Source organism: Halanaerobacter jeridensis (assembly GCF_016908315.1).
GTDB lineage: Bacteria > Bacillota > Halanaerobiia > Halobacteroidales > Halobacteroidaceae > Halanaerobacter > Halanaerobacter jeridensis.
In genome coordinates this window covers 1-17,291 of sequence record NZ_JAFBDQ010000008.1, presented here as the reverse complement: position 1 = coordinate 17,291, position 17,291 = coordinate 1, and the positions used below count along the sequence as shown (strand labels likewise).

At 29.4% G+C, this 17,291-nt stretch carries 16 protein-coding genes; all 16 read left to right on the top strand.

Annotated elements, in window-relative coordinates:
- Positions 1–11 precede the first annotated feature (11 nt).
- A complete protein-coding gene (locus JOC47_RS08800; protein ID WP_204701706.1) occupies positions 12–1,259 on the top strand; it encodes a hypothetical protein in 1,248 nt (415 codons plus the stop codon).
- A 220-nt stretch (positions 1,260–1,479) separates the two neighbouring features.
- A complete protein-coding gene (locus JOC47_RS08795) occupies positions 1,480–2,379 on the top strand; it encodes an SLBB domain-containing protein (protein ID WP_204701705.1) in 900 nt (299 codons plus the stop codon).
- 20 nt (positions 2,380–2,399) lie between these two features.
- Positions 2,400–3,866 (top strand): GumC family protein, encoded by a 1,467-nt coding sequence (locus JOC47_RS08790; RefSeq protein ID WP_204701704.1) that lies wholly within the window; start codon positions 2,400–2,402, stop codon positions 3,864–3,866.
- The gene (locus JOC47_RS08785; protein WP_239551028.1) at positions 3,859–4,563 is read left to right on the top strand and encodes a CpsD/CapB family tyrosine-protein kinase; all 705 of its coding nucleotides are present in this window, start codon (positions 3,859–3,861) and stop codon (positions 4,561–4,563) included. Before JOC47_RS08790 ends, JOC47_RS08785 begins: the two co-directional genes overlap by 8 nt.
- 517 nt (positions 4,564–5,080) lie before the next feature.
- Entirely contained in the window at positions 5,081–5,857 is a 777-nt protein-coding gene (locus JOC47_RS08780) for a tyrosine-protein phosphatase (RefSeq protein ID WP_204701703.1), read from the top strand.
- A gap of 143 nt (positions 5,858–6,000) precedes the next feature.
- A complete protein-coding gene (locus JOC47_RS08775) occupies positions 6,001–6,651 on the top strand; it encodes a sugar transferase (RefSeq protein ID WP_204701702.1) in 651 nt (216 codons plus the stop codon).
- 159 nt (positions 6,652–6,810) lie between these two features.
- A complete protein-coding gene (locus JOC47_RS08770; protein ID WP_204701701.1) occupies positions 6,811–7,887 on the top strand; it encodes a mannose-1-phosphate guanylyltransferase in 1,077 nt (358 codons plus the stop codon).
- A 20-nt stretch (positions 7,888–7,907) separates the two neighbouring features.
- Positions 7,908–9,386, top strand: a complete 1,479-nt coding sequence (locus JOC47_RS08765) for a flippase (RefSeq protein WP_204701700.1) — start codon at positions 7,908–7,910, stop codon at positions 9,384–9,386.
- Between the two features lie 33 nt (positions 9,387–9,419).
- The gene (locus tag JOC47_RS08760) at positions 9,420–10,373 is read left to right on the top strand and encodes a sulfotransferase family protein (RefSeq protein ID WP_204701699.1); all 954 of its coding nucleotides are present in this window, start codon (positions 9,420–9,422) and stop codon (positions 10,371–10,373) included.
- Between the two features lie 26 nt (positions 10,374–10,399).
- Positions 10,400–11,575 carry a glycosyltransferase gene (locus JOC47_RS08755; protein ID WP_204701698.1) on the top strand — a complete coding sequence of 392 codons (1,176 nt, stop codon included), beginning with the start codon at positions 10,400–10,402 and terminating at the stop codon, positions 11,573–11,575.
- 32 nt (positions 11,576–11,607) lie between these two features.
- The gene (locus JOC47_RS08750) at positions 11,608–12,594 is read left to right on the top strand and encodes a sulfotransferase family protein (protein ID WP_204701697.1); all 987 of its coding nucleotides are present in this window, start codon (positions 11,608–11,610) and stop codon (positions 12,592–12,594) included.
- Between the two features lie 21 nt (positions 12,595–12,615).
- Positions 12,616–13,683 carry a Gfo/Idh/MocA family protein gene (locus tag JOC47_RS08745; RefSeq protein WP_204701696.1) on the top strand — a complete coding sequence of 356 codons (1,068 nt, stop codon included), beginning with the start codon at positions 12,616–12,618 and terminating at the stop codon, positions 13,681–13,683.
- Positions 13,676–14,287: an acyltransferase gene (locus tag JOC47_RS08740; protein WP_204701695.1), complete on the top strand. Its 612-nt coding sequence runs from the start codon at positions 13,676–13,678 to the stop codon at positions 14,285–14,287. Before JOC47_RS08745 ends, JOC47_RS08740 begins: the two co-directional genes overlap by 8 nt.
- A gap of 24 nt (positions 14,288–14,311) precedes the next feature.
- Positions 14,312–15,418 (top strand): DegT/DnrJ/EryC1/StrS family aminotransferase, encoded by a 1,107-nt coding sequence (locus JOC47_RS08735; RefSeq protein ID WP_204701694.1) that lies wholly within the window; start codon positions 14,312–14,314, stop codon positions 15,416–15,418.
- A 27-nt stretch (positions 15,419–15,445) separates the two neighbouring features.
- Positions 15,446–16,549, top strand: coding sequence for a glycosyltransferase (locus tag JOC47_RS08730; protein ID WP_204701693.1), 1,104 nt, complete (start codon positions 15,446–15,448; stop codon positions 16,547–16,549).
- 308 nt (positions 16,550–16,857) lie between these two features.
- Positions 16,858–17,291 (top strand): hypothetical protein (locus tag JOC47_RS08725; protein WP_204701692.1); only part of this gene is annotated, 434 nt, incomplete at its 3' end.

Genomic DNA, 17,291 nt, shown 5'->3' with positions numbered 1-17,291 from the left:
AACTTAAAAGATTGAGCAATATAATTGGATTATTACTATTACTTATATTATTAATTGGAATATCTGCTCCAGTTAATGCATTTGATTTAGATTCAGAACTAGATAATTGGTGGTTTCCCTATGTAGGTCAATTTCATGGGCATTGGGATTTAGGTGTTGGTGCTCATATGTTTAATGATCATTTTAATCTTCGCAATTTGCAACTCCGAACTGATGTTGACCTTGCTCCAGGTATTAGAGTTAATTCCATAATTCGGTCTAATGAGAAATTTGATACAATAGATGGTTTTAATCCTAATTTTGACGAAATATACATAGAAGGATATGGTTTCCGTGATGGCGAATATGGTAAGTTAAGTGCTAGTTTAAAAATTGGGAAAATGAGGTACCTTCGTTTTCCTGAACCAGATTTAATCTCAAAGTTTGACCATGTTCCCGGCACAGAAGATTTGCGCTATGATGATTTTGAGACTGGCTATAATGGTGAGATGTTAACTATAGATTATAAGAGTGATTTAGGTTTAGGTTATCACGTCACAGGTATTAATTGGGACTTTGGTGACCGCACAGGTAGTAACTGGATTGAGAATTATTTGTTTTATCACGACCAGTGGGGTGCAATTGATTTTGAAAGTAGAGTTGGTAGATTACCATTCCGTCATTCTGCAGGAGACCAAATAGGTAGTGGAAAACATTTAGGATATAGTGGCCCTGGTTTTAATGTCTATTTAGGTGCTAATTGGCGTGGTTATAAAGCAGGAATTTTATACGAAAATATAGAAAATGAAAAATACAATGAACAGGATATCAGAACAGGAGTGATGGTGCAGTTTGCCTTTTCTAATGTGACAGAACTACTAGGTAAGTTGCGCTTTGATTATACAAGAAGTCCGGAAGGGATTGTCACTCATATTCCTTTAGGTAGTGGTGAATTTGGCTTTGCCCAACAGAAACCGAAGAATGCAGAACTAGTAGGAGAAATTAAGGCTAAGAGAATAATTACTTACTGGCAGAATGGTCAAAGTCGAAACTTTTATGAACATCGTGTTTCTAAATGGGGTAATACCGATCCAACTGAGACAACAGTAGTGATGAAGACTAAATCTTGGCGTTTGGAGTTAGAGTCGTTAGTAAGTCCGCATACCTCGCTGCGCACCTGGGATGATTTAGTGAAGTGGGAAGAACACCGCCAAGGACCGGCGCAATTGAATCAACCAGTTGTCTACAAATTTTACAAATTTGTAGACAGTGATGAGTGACAAGTAAAGAGAAGAAAAGTAACAAGTAATTAGTGACGAGTGACAAGAGAAAAAGAAAAGAAAGTAAGAATAGTGACAAGTAATTAGTAATCAGTAATGAGAAAAGAAAAAATAGTAAAGAAAAAAGCGAAATAATAAAAACAATAAAGTTTTGGTATTATAAACATATTTATAATTAAATATTTTATTTAAAATAGTTAAGGAAGGTGTTAAACTAAAGATGAAGAATCATAAAGTACTACTTAGTATGACTTTAATCTTATGTTTTTTAGCGGCTGCGGTGTTATTTACTAGCAATGTGGGTCATGCAGCTGAGTATAAATTGACGACGGGGGACGAGCTCTATATTTCTGTGTGGGGCTACCCGGATTTGCAGCAGGACGTTGTGGTTGGCCCGGATGGTCAGCTTAGCTTTCCGATGATTGGGAAAGTGCAGGCAGAAGGTCTAACGATCAATCAATTAACAGATGTAATGACAGAAAAGTTAAAACAATATATCAAGATTAAAGAATCTCAAGTGAATATTGTTTTTAAAAAATATGAACAAGTAAGAGTCATGATTTTAGGAGAAGTAAATAAACCAGGGGCTTATCAAGTGCGACCCGGTGAACAGGTATTAAATTTAGTTTCTCTCGCCGGTGGTACGACTCAAATGGCTGATATGAATAGCCTTAAATTAAGACGTAATGATAAGTCTTTAGCAATAGATTTAGAAGCTTTACTAGATGGAACTGAAGCAAGTAAAGAGCAAAACTATCAACTACAAGAAGGCGATACTCTCTATGTACCTAAAGGAGTAATCGAAATTAGTGTCTTAGGTGAAGTTAAAAGTCCTGGTAGTTATGAAGTCAAAAAAGGTAGTCGAGTTAGTGATGTATTGGCTAAAGCAGGCGGGACTACTAATGAAGTAGCAGATGAAATCAAATATATTTCTAATGATAAAGAAGAAAAGTTAGTGTTAGATGATCTATTACAAGGAAAAGCTAAAAACCCAATTGTTCAAGAAGGAGATACAATCAAAGCTCTAGAAGGCAAGTATGCTTTTCAAAAGTTTACTTTCTGGCGTAATTTATTCTTCTTTGTTGGTGGATTAAATCAAATACAAAGTTTAGTTAATTAATTCAGTTAAGGAGGACTATGATGGCACAGTTGGAAGAGGAAATGGTAGAGATTGATTTAAGGGAATATTTTAATATTTTGATGCGCCGTAAATGGATTCTAGTTTCTTTGTTATTATTTGCAATAGTAGCTAGTGGGATTATTAGTATCTATTTACCGCGGATTTATCAAACATCAACACTGGTCATGGTTAAACAGGATGAAGGAATGAGTAATTTATTTAGTGAGCAGTTATCAATTAGCGGTATGGGATCGCAAAATAATAAAGTAGCTACCTATACTGAAATTATAAAGAGTCGTCGTACTTTGAGTTTGGTGATTCGAGAATTAGATTTAAGGAACGAAGAAAAAAATGAATTGATTAGTGCTAAGACTCTAAGTAATAAAATCAGTGTTAGCGGTGGAACTGAAACTAATCTTATGACCTTGACTGTGAATTATCCTGACCCAGAGATGGCTAAAAAGATTGCTAATACAGTAATAGAAAAGTTTAAACAAGAAAATCGAGAGATGAATCAAGCTGCATTAGCAGGGGCTAATAAATTTATTGCAGATCAATTAGAAGAAGTGGAAAATAAATTAAAAGAAACAGAAAATAAATTATTGCAGTATAAAGAAGGGCAAGGAGTTATCTTACCGGAAAAGCAAGGCGAAGTAACTTTAGAACAATTAACTGATTTAGAATCAGCGCAGGCTAAAGCTAGAATAGAATTACAACAGAGTAAAGCTAGTTTACGGCAAGTTGAAAAACAACTAGGTAAGCAAAGTGAAGAAGTTGTATCTAATAAAACAATTACTGATAATCCTGTAGTTAAACAGTATAGAACTCAATTAGCAAATTTAGAAGTACAATTAGCAGGTTTGAATGAAAAATATACCGAGCAACACCCGCAAGTGAAAGAAACAAAAGAAAAGGTAAGTGAAATAAAGAAAAGACTAAAAAGTAGTGTTAAAGAGATAGTCAGTTCTAAAACTAAGACCATGAATCCGTTTTATAATCAACTAAAACAAAAATTAATTTCTTTAAATACAAACATAATTGCTGTTACATCTCAGTTAGAAGGTTATCAAGAACAAATTCAAGAAGTAGAACAAGAACTGACTGCTTTACCAGCTAAAGAGTTGAAATTAGCTAGACTAAAACGTGATTTGAAGATAGCAGAAAATGTTTATAAAATGCTGAGAGAGAGAAAAGAAGAGATTCAGATTCAAAAGGCAATGAAGACTTCTGATGTAGTAGTAGTCGACCCAGCAGTAATTAAACCCGATCCTATCAAACCAAATATTAAGTTGAACATAGTGATTGCAGCAGTATTAGCTTTATTTGTAGGAGTAGGGGTTATATTTGTACTAGAATACCTAGATGATTCGGTTAAAACTGAAAAAGAAGTAGAAGAGATTACTGATTTACCTGTCTTAGGTGTAATTCCATATATGGATGATATTGATCATGAGCAGGGTTATGGGAGAGGTGACGATATTGGCTAAAAGTCGACAGAATTTACAAACACGACATGAGGAATTGATTGTAGAGCATAGTCCTAAATCTCCAGTATCAGAAGCATATCGTAATTTAAGAACTAATTTAAGTTTTTTAAGACCAGATGAACCATTAAGCAAGATAGCTGTGACTAGTAGTACTCCAAAAGAAGGTAAGTCTTTAACAGTAGCAAACTTAGCTATTTCAATGGCTCATAATGAAGAAGATATATTAATCATTGATGCTGACTTAAGAAAACCAATGCAGCATAAGTTTTATGACTTACCTAACTATGAAGGTTTGAGTAATATTTTAACTGGAGAATTGAAGTTTGAAGAAGCAGTGCAAGAAACAGGAATTGATCGATTAAGTGTGATCAGTACTGGTTTTATTCCACCTAATCCGGCTGAACTATTAAGTTCTCATCGCATGGAAGAAGTAATTGAACAAGCCGAAGAGGAATTTGATTTTGTAATGATTGACACACCACCGGTAATTGCTGTAACTGATGCAGCTATTTTAGGTAAGAAGTTAGATGGGATTTTATTGGTAGTGGCTTCTCATGAAACTGAACGAGGTATGCTAGAAAAAAGTACTGATAAATTGAAGAAGGCTAATGTTGATTTAATTGGGACTGTACTGAATAAACATCCAGTGAAGGATGGAGCGGGGTATGACACTTACTATTATTACTATGGAGAATAAGGGCAGTAAAGAGTAATTAGTGAAGAGTGAAGAGAAAAAGAAGTAAAAGAGAAAAGCAAAAGAACTATTTAATAAAACAAAATTAATTTTATTATACTTCGTTAAGACTCACTACTAAGAAATTTAAAGTCGCTTCAAAATACTTTAATAATTAATTGTTGAGATGAGAATAAATTTAGTGAAACAAAATAAATTTAAAGACGCATCGAAAAACTATTAGAGTAACTACTAATGTGTGAAAATTTTATGGTGATTATTAGTTAATTATTATGAGTAATAATAGCAAGCTGTCATAGCCGAGATAGAAAGAAAAAATTAAAAGGTCTAAATGGAACAAAATTAATTTTATTATACTTCGTTGAGACTCATTACTAAGAAATTTAAAGTACTGCAAAATACTTTAATAACTAATTGTTAAGATTAGAATAAATTTAGTGAAGTAAAATAATAATAGTAAGTTGTCATGAGATAAGAGAGAAAGAATGAAAGAATTATATTGAATGAGTAGGTGATAACAATGATTGATTTACACACGCATATACTACCTGGGGTTGATGATGGAGTTGATAGTAAAGAAGAGGCTGCTGCTGTGGCTCGTGATGCTGTAGAGCAGGGGGGTGAGAAAATAGTTGCTACTCCTCATTATTTAGCTGATAGTGGTAAATTAAGTGTAGATGAGATTAAAGACCGAGTGCAGGAATTACAGCAGTATTTAGAGCAACAAGGAATTGAAATAGAGATATTACCAGGGATGGAAATTTATTTGACTCAGGACTTAGGTAAGAAGGCTAAAGAAGGTAAATTAATGGGGTTAAATGATAGTAAATATTTGTTGATAGAACTGCCGATGAATAATGTTCCACAATATACTGAGAATGTATTACATGACCTACGGGTATTAGGCTATCAGCCTGTGATTGCTCATCCGGAGAGATATAGAGAAGTTATTAAAGATCCTAATTTAGTTTATGATTGGGTTAACTCAGGAGCTTTAGCACAGTTGAATGGCGGCAGTTTATTAGGAATGTTTGGTTCAAAGATAAAAGAGACATCTGAAATTTTAGTAGAACATAATTTAGTACAACTAGTAGCTTCAGATTTGCATTCTAATAATAAACGAAAAGAATGTTTAGAGAAAACTAATAATAGGTTGAGTACAATTAGTAATGAGATTAAGTATTGGGAAAATGCTAAAGCTGTAACTAATGGTGAAAATGTTGTAGTAGATAACTTAAAGCAATATGAAGAGGAAAAAGGAATAATGGATCGCTTGAAGTTGGCCCTGGGATTTTAACATATGAATATAAAGGACAAAAACTTACAATTTTTTAACTATTATTTATTGAATTACTGCAATAGTATGATATAATTACCACAAAGTAGTAAGGTTAGTTAAAAATAAAATATATTTAAATAATTTAAAAGGGGGCCAAATCAATGTCAGAATTAGAGAGTAGAATAAATGAGGCTAATGTAGAATTAATTGAAGATAGTAATAGTTGCAGTTTAACTTACTTAATTTTAAAAAGAATGATTGATATTATGGTATCTATAGTGGGGGTTGTAATAACTGCTCCGATTATGTTATTAACTGCTATTGCTATTAAACTTGAGAGTCATGGCCCAGTAATTTTCTCACAAACTAGATTAGGTAAAAATGGACAAGAGTTTACTATTTATAAGTTTAGGTCTATGGTTAAAAATGCAGAAAAACATACTGGAGCTGTATGGGCTCAAGAGAATGATTCTCGTGTTACTAACGTGGGAAACTTCATAAGGAAAACAAGAATTGATGAGTTGCCTCAATTTTTTAACATTTTAAAAGGAGATATGACTTTGGTTGGTCCTCGTCCGGAACGTCCTTGCTTAACTGAAGAATTTCATGATGAATATTGTGGATTTAAGAGTCGATTATTAGTTAAACCTGGTGTTACAGGCTTGGCCCAAGTTAAAGGAGGATATGAATTAACCCCAGGTCAAAAACTAAGGTTTGATAAATTATATATTAAGCAGCGTAGTTTGCTTTTAGATTTAGAAATTATGATTAGAACGGCTGTTGTAATGATTATTGGTCATGGTGCTAGATAAAAACAATTGATGATTGAGATTTGAGACTGGATGATCAAAAGTCAAATTTGAGAAATAAAGTTTAAAATATAAAATAGAATAATATTAAATAATTATTTAAATTTTAAAGAGTTGATTATGAATTGTTAATTGATAAATTTGCAGGAAGGAGATAAAAGAATGATAACACCATTAATTATGGCTGGAGGAGTAGGAAGTAGATTTTGGCCTCTGAGTCGTGAAGATAAACCGAAACAATTTCTTAATTTAGTGGATGAAGATAGAAGTATGATTCAGGCTACAGTAGATAGGATTAGTAAATTAACTATTAAAGATAATGTATTCATTGCTACTAATGATAAATATGTAGAGCAGATGCAAGAACATTTACCAGAAGTTCCTTTAGAAAATATAACTATAGAGCCAATGCGCAAAAATACAGCTGCTTGCATTGGATTAGCTTCTTTATATATGGAACAAAAAGATCCAGAAGCAGTAATGGTTGTTTTACCTTCTGATCATCTTATTTTGGATGAAGAAAGATTTTTAGATACAGTTGAATCAGCAGTAGATATAGCTGAACAAGGGGATAATTTAGTAACTTTAGGAATTGAACCTACTCATCCAGAGACTGGATATGGATATATTGATTATAGGGCTAAATATGATGAGATAAACGGTAATGAAGTGTTTGAGGTAAATGCTTTTACAGAAAAACCTAATAAAGAAACAGCAGAAAATTTTGTAGAAGATGGGACTTATCTGTGGAATAGCGGAATGTTTGTGTGGAAAGTATCTACTATTCGGAAGATGTTTAAAGAATATATGCCTAAATTACACGAAGGTTTAGAAAAGATGAAAGAAGGAATTGGGACTGATGAAGAAAAAGATATTTTAAAGGAAGAGTTTGAGAAATTAGATAGTATTTCTATAGATTATGGAATTATGGAAAAAGCAAAGAACATTTATGTTATTCCAGGTAGTTTTGGTTGGGATGATATTGGAAGCTGGCCTGCTTTAGAACGTGTTGAGAAAAGAGATAAAAATGGTAATGTAATTAAAGGACGTCATATTGGTATTGATACTAAAAATACTATTGTGCATGGAAATGGTAAAATAGTTACTACAGTTGGTTTGGAAGATATAGTAATTGTTGATACAGAGGATGCTATTTTAGTTTGCGATAAGAAACGAGCGCAAGAAGTTAAGGAAATTAGAAATTTATTATCTGATAAAGGATTAGATAACTGTTTATAAGTTGAGAAGGAAGGATTAATATGAAAGAAGAGTTATTGGATGTTACTAAAAAATCTGGAATAGTATTTATAGGGAAGATAATAGGAGTTGTATTTGGATTAATTTTTAATATATTAGCTGCACGTTTTATGGGAGCTAATATATATGGTAGTTTTATGTATGTTTATACTGTGATTAGTTTTTTTCCATTAATAGTAAAAATGGGATTAGATCAAGGATTAATTTCTTTTATTCCTAAGGTGAATCAAAATAAAAAAAAGAATTTAATAACCTTTAGTTTGTTTTTAACCTTTTTCTTAGCGATAATATGTTCAGTTATTATTGTGTTTAGTAGTGATTTCATTGCTGATAATATTTTGAGTAATGTCCAGCTATCTAGTTTAATTAGATTAGTAGCTCCATTAATAATATTTTTGACTTTTATTGAATTAGCTAAAGGGGTATTTCGGTCAATAAGTAAAGTTAATCATTTTGTTATAGCTAAAAGTATAATGATACCTTTTTTTAAGTTATTGTCAGTTAGTGTTGCTTATGTTTTTGGATATAAATTATTTGGATTAGTTGGAGCTTTTTATATTAGTTTATTAGTGAGTTCAATATATTTGTTAAATGTAATTCGCAAATTGAATCTTATAACATTGTTAAATTTAAAATATAGTAGTGATTATAAACAATTAATATTATTTTCTTTTCCATTGTTACTTACTGGAATATTAGGATATTTAATTAATAGAACAGATACTTTTATGATAGGATATTTTCTGTCTGAAGATAAAGTAGGAATTTATAATATTGCACTAAAGGTTGGTAGGATGAGTAGTTTTATTCTGACATCTTTTAATACTATATTTGCTTCTACGATATCCACTTTATATCATAAAGGAAATATGAAGAGATTAACCAAAATGTATAAAGTGATAACTAAATGGGTGGTAGGAGCTAATTTAGTGTTTTTTTCAATAATTTTACTTTTTAATGAACAAATTATGCGTCTTTTTGGTACTGAATTTATGATGGGTGGATTTGCTTTAATTTTAATATCAATTGGTCAGCTAGTGAATGCTGGAGTAGGTTCAGCTGGTTATATAAATATAATGACTGGATATCCTGAATATGAATTTTATCTTAATAGTTTGACTGCATCAGTAAATATAGTAATGAATTATTTTTTGATTCCACGTTTTGGGATTGAAGGAGCTGCATTAGCTTCTTTAGTTTCTATTGCACTTGCTAATATATTGAGGCTTGCCTTAGTTTATAAAAATTATAATATTCATCCTTATAATATTAGTTATTTGAGGTTAGTTTTTATTATATTTAGTTCTTGTTTTTTTGTAAATGGATTAGATGTAGTTATTAACTTACATTGGTTTTTAGAATTAATTGTTTTATCTACTGTATTTATAGGATTAGTTAGTATTTTATATTATTACTTAGGTTTATCTACAGAAGACCAAATCATTATAGATTCTATTTTAAAAAAAGTAAGAGAAACATAATTTATTATAGATTGAAATCACGGAGGAGATAAAATGGAACATAATTCGAATTGTTATCCAAAGATATTATATAAAATATATGATTCATTGAAATTAATTAAAAATTTTATATTTGATAGATATCCAATTAATGATTCAAAAAACGAATTGAGTTGTAATCCTTTTTTTGTTATTGGTTCAGGGAGATCAGGAAATACTTTGTTAAGGTCAGTTTTATGTAACCATTCTAAAGTTGGTATTCCGCCTGAATCATATATTTTAGGGTTAATGTCAAGAAAATGGCAGACATTAAATTTTTTAGAATGGGAAGATTTAGTTAAAGTTATTGTAGGTACGCTAGAATCTCATCCCCAATTTTTCACATGGGAAACTAATTTATTTCCCGTGTATCAAAGATTATTAAAATTAGATAAAGATAATAGAAGTTTAGCTAAAATAATTGATGAAATTTATTGTTATTATTGTGACCAAAAATTTCCTGAAGCAGAATTGTGGGGAGATAAAACTCCAATAAATACATTGAATTTAGGCTGGATTGATCGTATATTTGATGATGTTAAATACATTCATATAATTAGAGATGGACGAGATGCTGTTAATTCTTATCTTAAAATGGGAAGGTATGAAAATGTAGAAGAAGCAAGTTGGCGTTGGAATAAGAGTATACAACTTGCTAGAAATTTTGGTAGAACTAAGTCAAGTAATGAATATCTTGAGATTAAATATGAAGAATTTGTTTCTTCCCCTGAAAATGAAATTGAAAAAGTTTGTAATTTTCTGAATTTAAATTTCGAAGAAGGTATGACTAAGCATCATGAAAAATTTGATGAGTTGGGGGATGTAACTAAGTTAGAACATCATAGTAATTTAGAAAGACCAATAAATACTGATTCAATTGGAAAATGGGAAAAAAATTTATCTGAGAAGCAAAGGAAAAAAGTAAATGAATTATTAAAAAAGAATCTAAAAATTTTAGGATATAAATAATAAATTAAGAAAGGAATTTTGATTTTATGAATTATAAGCCTAAGGTTTTAATTATTCCTTCTTGGTATCCAGATAATCAAAATCCTATTCAAGGTATTTTTTTTAAAAAACAAGCAGAAGCCTTGAATGAATTTCTAAATATTGCTGTTTTGAATATTGATATGAGTGTGAAGAAGTACTTAAAAAATAATTATTTCTTAAATAGGAACAATTTTTATAAAGAAAATAATGTGTTAACTTTAAAAAATAATCGATTTAATTTTGGTCGGTTAATAAACAGTTTTAATACTAAGTTATATCAAAAACACTTTGATAATGGTTTTGAAAAGATAGTGGACCAATTTGGAAAACCTGATTTAATTCATGCTCATGTTAGTTATCCTGCTGGATATGGAGCAATGTTTTTGAGTCAAAAGTATGATATACCTTTTTTAGTTTCAGAGCATGCTTCTTTTTTTGAAAGTAAATTGATAAAAAACTATAAAAAAAATATTGATAAAATATTAGAAAAAGCTGATTTATATACTGCTGTAAGTACTTTTTTGCAGAAAAAAATTTTAAAATATGGAAGAAAACAATGTAAAGTAATTCCTAATTTTATTGATTGCAGTAAATTTAATAGTGAAGTTGATAAAGAGAATTCTGATTTTGAAAATACTGATAAATTTAATTTACTAAATGTTTCACAAATGAGAGATATAAAGGGGATAGATTATTTAATATCAGCACTTAATAAATTAGTGTTTGATTATAATTTCAAGAATATTCATTTACATTTAGTAGGTGATGGAGAAAAAATAGATAAATATAAAAAAATGACTAAAAAATTAGATATTAATTCTTATTGTACTTTTTATGGACAAATTAGTAATGAAAAAGTTGCAGAGTATATGACTTTATCTGATGCTTTAGTTATATCAAGTAAAATAGAAACTTTTGGAGTAGTCGGAATAGAAGCTATGGCAGCCGGACTGCCCATTTTAGCAACTAAATGTGGAGGGCCAGAAGATTATGTGGAAGAGATTAATGGATTATTAGTTGAAAAAGAAAGTGTGAGTAGTTTAGTAGAAGGCATAAAAAATTTAATAAATAGTTATTCTAAATTTAATTCAGTAGAAATAAAAAAATATACAAATGATAATTATGGCAAAGAAAGTGTAAGTAAAGATTTGATAAGATTATATATGGATTTAATTAATTGATTTTTTCATTTATGTAAAGAGAGGTGAATAAGTTGAATATTTTAGTAACAGGTGTCCCAAGAAGTGGTACTACTTTTTTAGGTAGATCTATTGCATTGTCTTCTGAAGTTAATTATCTTTGGGAGCCATTTAATAAAAATTATAGAAGAAGAATTCCAGATGTATATCCTTATATAGGAAATAAAAGTTCTAAAGAAAAAAAAGAAAAGTATAGACAAATAGTTAGTGAAACATTAGAATTCAAAAAATTAAAACCTAATATCAGATTTCTTCCTGATAATAATATTATAGAAGTTTTCTTGAAAAAATTAGGGGTAAATAGAACTTTTTTTAGATACAATTGGGCTAAAGTTAAAAATATATTTTTGAATAAAGAGGTTACATTATTTAAAGATCCGTTTGGGATATTTTTATCTGAGTTTTTAATGAAAGAATTTGATTTTAAAGTTATAGTAGCTATACGACATCCTGCTGCAGTTATTAATTCAAGGAAAAAATTAGATTTTCATTTTAGTTTTGATTTTTGGAGACAGCAAAATGATCTGTACGATGAACAATTTAGAGAAATTGAAACCAAAATGAAAAAATATGGGCGAAATAATAATGTACAAGTTGATTCCTCATTAACTGAAAATAAAAATATAGTAATAGATTCTGCTTTTCATTGGTTAACCTGTTATAATTATATTGTTCAATTAAAAAATAAACACCCTGATAATCTTCTTTTAGTTAAGCACGAAGACCTATGTTTAGATCCAATAAAGGAATTTGAATCAATTTATAATCATGTTAATTTAGAGTATAATAATAAAATTTCATCAGAAATCAAAGAAGTAACTTCTGGTGATAAAACTGAGCAGAATTCAAAGGATTTAGCCAAATTAGAAAAAAGAAATGCTAAAGAACTAATTTTCAAATGGAAAGAAAAAACTTCAAAACGTGAATTAAATCATATAGAAAAGATCACAGGAGAAATAAGTAAATGTTATTATAAAAGAAGTGATTTTTGGGAAATATAAAATAATTGGAGGGGTAAAATTATGTCTAGATTAAAATTTGCTTTAGTGGGTTGTGGCCGAATAGCTAATAAACATACAGAAGCATTAACTGAATTACAAGGTGCAGAACTTGTCTCAGTTTGTGACCTTAAAAGTGATAAGGCTAAAGAATATGGAGAAAAATTTGATATACCTCATTATACAAATTATGATGAAATGTTACAGAATGAAGAGGTAGATGTAGTTAATATCTTAACTCCAAGTGGATTACATGCTAAGCATACAATTGATATTGTAAAAAAATATCAAAAACATATTATATGTGAGAAGCCAATGGCGCTTAAATTAGAAGATGCTGATGAGATGATTAGAACTTGTGATGAAAATGGAGTTAGATTATTTGTTGTGAAGCAAAATAGATATAATTTACCTGTTCAAAAATTAAGAGAAGCTGTAGAAGAAGATAGATTTGGTAAATTAGTTATGGGAACAGTAAGAGTTCGTTGGACAAGACATCAACATTATTATGATATGGATGATTGGCGTGGGACTTGGGCTATGGATGGAGGTGTTTTAACTAATCAAGCTTCTCATCATATAGATTTATTAGAATGGATGATGGGCCAACCTGTAGAAGTTTCAGCTCAGACTACTACACGATTGGTAGATATTGAACCAGAAGATACTGGAGCAGTAGTAATTAAATTTGCGAATGGTTCATTAGGGATTATTGAGGCTACTACTGCTACTAGACCAGAAGATTTAGAGGGCTCATTATCAGTTTTAGGAGAAAAAGGATCAGTTGAGATTGGTGGGTTTGCAGTTAATGAAATGAAGACTTGGAAATTTGAAAATGAGCGAGAAGAGGATAAGCAAGTAATGGATCAATTTAAAGAAAATCCTCCGAATGTTTATGGGTTTGGTCATAAAAGATATTTAGAACATGTAATAGACTGTATTAAAAATGATAAAGAAGCCTTAGTAGATGGTTTAGAAGGAAGAAAATCATTAGAGTTAATTAATGCTATTTATGAAGCTTCTGAAACAGGTAAAACAGTTAAATTAAGATTTGAACCTGAGAAGTGTAAATTAGGTGTAGGAGATGAGTAATTATAAAATATATCCTAACGTAGAATTAGGTTCTAATGTAACTATTGAAGATTATTGTGTGATTGGTAAGCCGCCTAAGGGAAGAGAAGATGGGGAATTAAAGACAATTATTGGAGATAATGCAGTTATTAGATCTAATACTATAGTATATGCTGGAAATAAAATTGGTGATAATTTTCAAACAGGACATCAGGCTATGATTAGAGAAAATAATATGATAGGTAATGATGTTAGCGTAGGAACTAGTTCTTGTGTAGAACACCATGTAATTATAGAGGATGAAGTACGGTTACACTCGCAAGTATTTGTTCCAGAGCACTCGAAATTAAAAGAAGGATGTTGGATTGGTCCTAATGCTGTACTAACTAATGCTAAGTATCCTCAATCAGAAAACGTTAAGGAAAATTTAAAAGGAGCAATTATAGAAACCAATGCTAAAGTTGGAGCTAATGTTACTTTATTACCAGGGATAGTTGTAGGTAAGAACTCTTTAGTTGGTTCAGGAAGTGTTATAGTTAATAATGTTCCAGAAGGAAAAGTAGTTGTTGGAAACCCTGGGCAAGTAGTTAAAGATATTTCTGATATTGATGAATATAAATTATAATTGTATAGAAAGGAAGATATCTTTATGAGTCAAATACCTTTTATGGATTTATCTGATTGCTATAATCAAGTTTACGATGAAATAATGGAAAAGATAGGTCATCTTATAGATAATACTAGATTTATTGGAGGAGAAGAAGTAAATAAATTTGAAGAAGAATTTGCTGAGTATTGTAATACGGAATACTGTATAGGATGTGGTAATGGCACTGATGCTCTTGTTTTAGCATTGCGTGCTTTAGAGATTGGACAAGGGGATAAGGTTATTACAGTACCTAATACATTTATAGCTACTGCAGAGGCAGTAACTAATGTAGGTGCTAAAGTGGATTTTGTTGATGTAGAAGAAGATACCTATACAATGGATCCAGAAAAATTACAAAACTATTTAAAAAATCAAGATTCAACGGATAATATAAAAGCCATAATTCCAGTACACTTGTACGGTCAAATGGCTAATATGGAAGAAATCATGAAGATAGCTAGGGAATATGGTTTAAAAGTTATTGAAGATTCTGCTCAAGCACACGGGGCTGAGCTAAATGGTAAACGGCCAGGTGAATATGGTGATATTGCTACCTTCTCTTTTTATCCTGGAAAGAATTTAGGTGCTTTTGGTGATGCAGGTGCATTAGTGACTAATAATGAAGGATTGTATAAAAAAGTTAAGATGCTTGCTAACCATGGTCGACTAGAAGAAAAATATAAACATCGAGTAGAAGGTTATAATAGTAGATTAGATTCTATTCAAGCAGCAGTGCTAAGAGTTAAATTGAATTATTTAGAAGAATGGACAGAAGAAAGAATAAAAAATGCCAAGTATTATGATGATTTTTTAACTGATAAAGAGGTAGTTACTCCTGTTGTCCGAAAAAATGCTAGACATGTTTATCATTTGTATGTTGTAAGGGCTAATAAAAGAGATGAATTAAGAAATGAATTATCTAATGAAGATATTTCTACAGGAATTCATTATCCTATTCCATTACATTTACAACCTGCTTATGAATATTTAGGATATAAAGAAGGAGAGTTCCCTATTAGCGAAAATGTAAGTGAAGAAATAATAAGTTTACCAATGTGGCCTGAATTATCTAATAGTGATATAAAAGAAATTTGTAGTTATTTATAATTCTATTTTTTATAAGGAGAATATAAAATGAATAAAAAGACTATTGGTTTTTTTCTACATGGTACTGGATTTGGTGGATATGAAACTAGAATGTTTAATCTTATAAAATGGTTATTAGAAAATACTGAGATAAAAATTATAATTTTTACAAATCAACTTGTTTTAGACCATTATAAAGATAGATTTTCTTTTCTTAAGAGGATAAAATCTAGAGTAGAAGTAAACTATTGTATTGCCAATTTTGATAATAGTATATCAAAAATTTTCAATGCAATAAAATTAAATTATTTATTACTTAAAAAGTTTAACTCTTTTGATGTATTGATTGGAGCTGAATATTTAAAAAATGCTCCTTGGATTAGTAAATTTAAGAAAACGATTATTAATATTGTTCATCCTAATTTTTTAGGTCAAGAAAGTAGTATTAATATAATTGAAAAACTAATATATCGGTATTTATTTAAAAATGCCAATAAAATTGATTTTTTAAATCCTTATATTTATAAAAAAGTTTTTGAAAAATTTAATTTTTTAACTAAGGAATATTGTTCTATTACTCCATGTAGTTTTATTAATCATTCACGTAAAAAATTAGAAGATATGAATAAAAAGAATAGAATAATGTGGATGGGAAGTTTTGAAGAGCAAAAGCAACCTATGCTTTTATTAAAAGCAGTAAATGAGATATCAAATTTTCTTATTAAAAAAGAATATAAGGTTAAATTTTATGGTAAAGGACCCTTAGAAAATAAAATGAGATCTTTTATTAAGAAAAATAATTTAGATGAGATTGTGACGATTAGTTTTACTAAGAATACACATAAGGTAATTGAAGAGGCTAGTATTTTTGTTTCTAGCCAAAAGTATACGAATTATCCTTCTCAAGTTTTATTAGAAGCAATGGATAATTATTGTATTCCAATAGCAACAGATGTTCCTGATACTGAGTTATTAGTAACTGAGAAAAATGGATTTTTATTTAATAGTTTAGATGAATTAACTGAAAATTTAACTAAGATAGTAGAAAAGGATGAAAGTAAATTAAAAGAATTAAGAATAAAAAGTCATGATATTGCTGCAAATCATAATTTAGATAGGTATGCAAATCATTTTATAAAATTAATAAGTTAAAACCTTAAAATATTACTTATTAAAAAAATATTTGTATTGTATATTTCACAGTATAGTTTTTATTAATCTTGATTTTTAAATTTGAGATAATTGTAATATGAATCAGGTGGTTACTATTAGAAAATAAGTAGAGGAAGTTCAAAGGGGATTGGTAATTGTGTTTTGATAGATGTAAACCAAATTATTTTTTGAAATAATGTACTGATTGTACCAATTTATTATATGCGTTTTGATTTTTATACCAATTTAATTCAAAGAAGGAATTTTAATAAAGTTATTTCTAAATAAATTTATTAAGTGGTGAGAATATGACTCAAACATTATATGTTTTATTAATCATTATTTTACAATTATTTTTTTTAGTATTTTGTTTTTCAAAAAAAAGAATTAAAAAATATAGATTATTGGCACTATTGGCTTTAGTTATTAGTTATGGATTAATATTTATAAGACATTATTATTTACATTCATTAGGTTTTAATATTGAGAAAGGAATTTGGCAATTAAGGACTTTAACTGATGCTTTAGATTATCATAATAGAGCAGTTTATTTAAATAAGCATTCATTTAAGTTTTTCTTCCAAGAATTATCTTATGCTTTCACACCAAAATATGATAATATATGGCCATTTTTCATTAGTTTAATTTATAAAGTTTTTAATTCTCAACATTTGATAGTTATTTATTTTAAGTTATTTTTTTATATTTCATCTATGAATATGTTTGCTATGATTTTAGAATA

Coding starts and splice junctions, on each gene's coding strand:
- JOC47_RS08795 (WP_204701705.1), top strand. CDS start 1,480: ATGAAGAATCATAAAGTACTACTTAGTATGACTTTAATCTTATGTTTT.
- JOC47_RS08790 (WP_204701704.1), top strand. CDS start 2,400: ATGGCACAGTTGGAAGAGGAAATGGTAGAGATTGATTTAAGGGAATAT.
- JOC47_RS08780 (WP_204701703.1), top strand. CDS start 5,081: ATGATTGATTTACACACGCATATACTACCTGGGGTTGATGATGGAGTT.
- JOC47_RS08775 (WP_204701702.1), top strand. CDS start 6,001: ATGTCAGAATTAGAGAGTAGAATAAATGAGGCTAATGTAGAATTAATT.
- JOC47_RS08770 (WP_204701701.1), top strand. CDS start 6,811: ATGATAACACCATTAATTATGGCTGGAGGAGTAGGAAGTAGATTTTGG.
- JOC47_RS08765 (WP_204701700.1), top strand. CDS start 7,908: ATGAAAGAAGAGTTATTGGATGTTACTAAAAAATCTGGAATAGTATTT.
- JOC47_RS08760 (WP_204701699.1), top strand. CDS start 9,420: ATGGAACATAATTCGAATTGTTATCCAAAGATATTATATAAAATATAT.
- JOC47_RS08755 (WP_204701698.1), top strand. CDS start 10,400: ATGAATTATAAGCCTAAGGTTTTAATTATTCCTTCTTGGTATCCAGAT.
- JOC47_RS08745 (WP_204701696.1), top strand. CDS start 12,616: ATGTCTAGATTAAAATTTGCTTTAGTGGGTTGTGGCCGAATAGCTAAT.
- JOC47_RS08740 (WP_204701695.1), top strand. CDS start 13,676: ATGAGTAATTATAAAATATATCCTAACGTAGAATTAGGTTCTAATGTA.
- JOC47_RS08735 (WP_204701694.1), top strand. CDS start 14,312: ATGAGTCAAATACCTTTTATGGATTTATCTGATTGCTATAATCAAGTT.
- JOC47_RS08730 (WP_204701693.1), top strand. CDS start 15,446: ATGAATAAAAAGACTATTGGTTTTTTTCTACATGGTACTGGATTTGGT.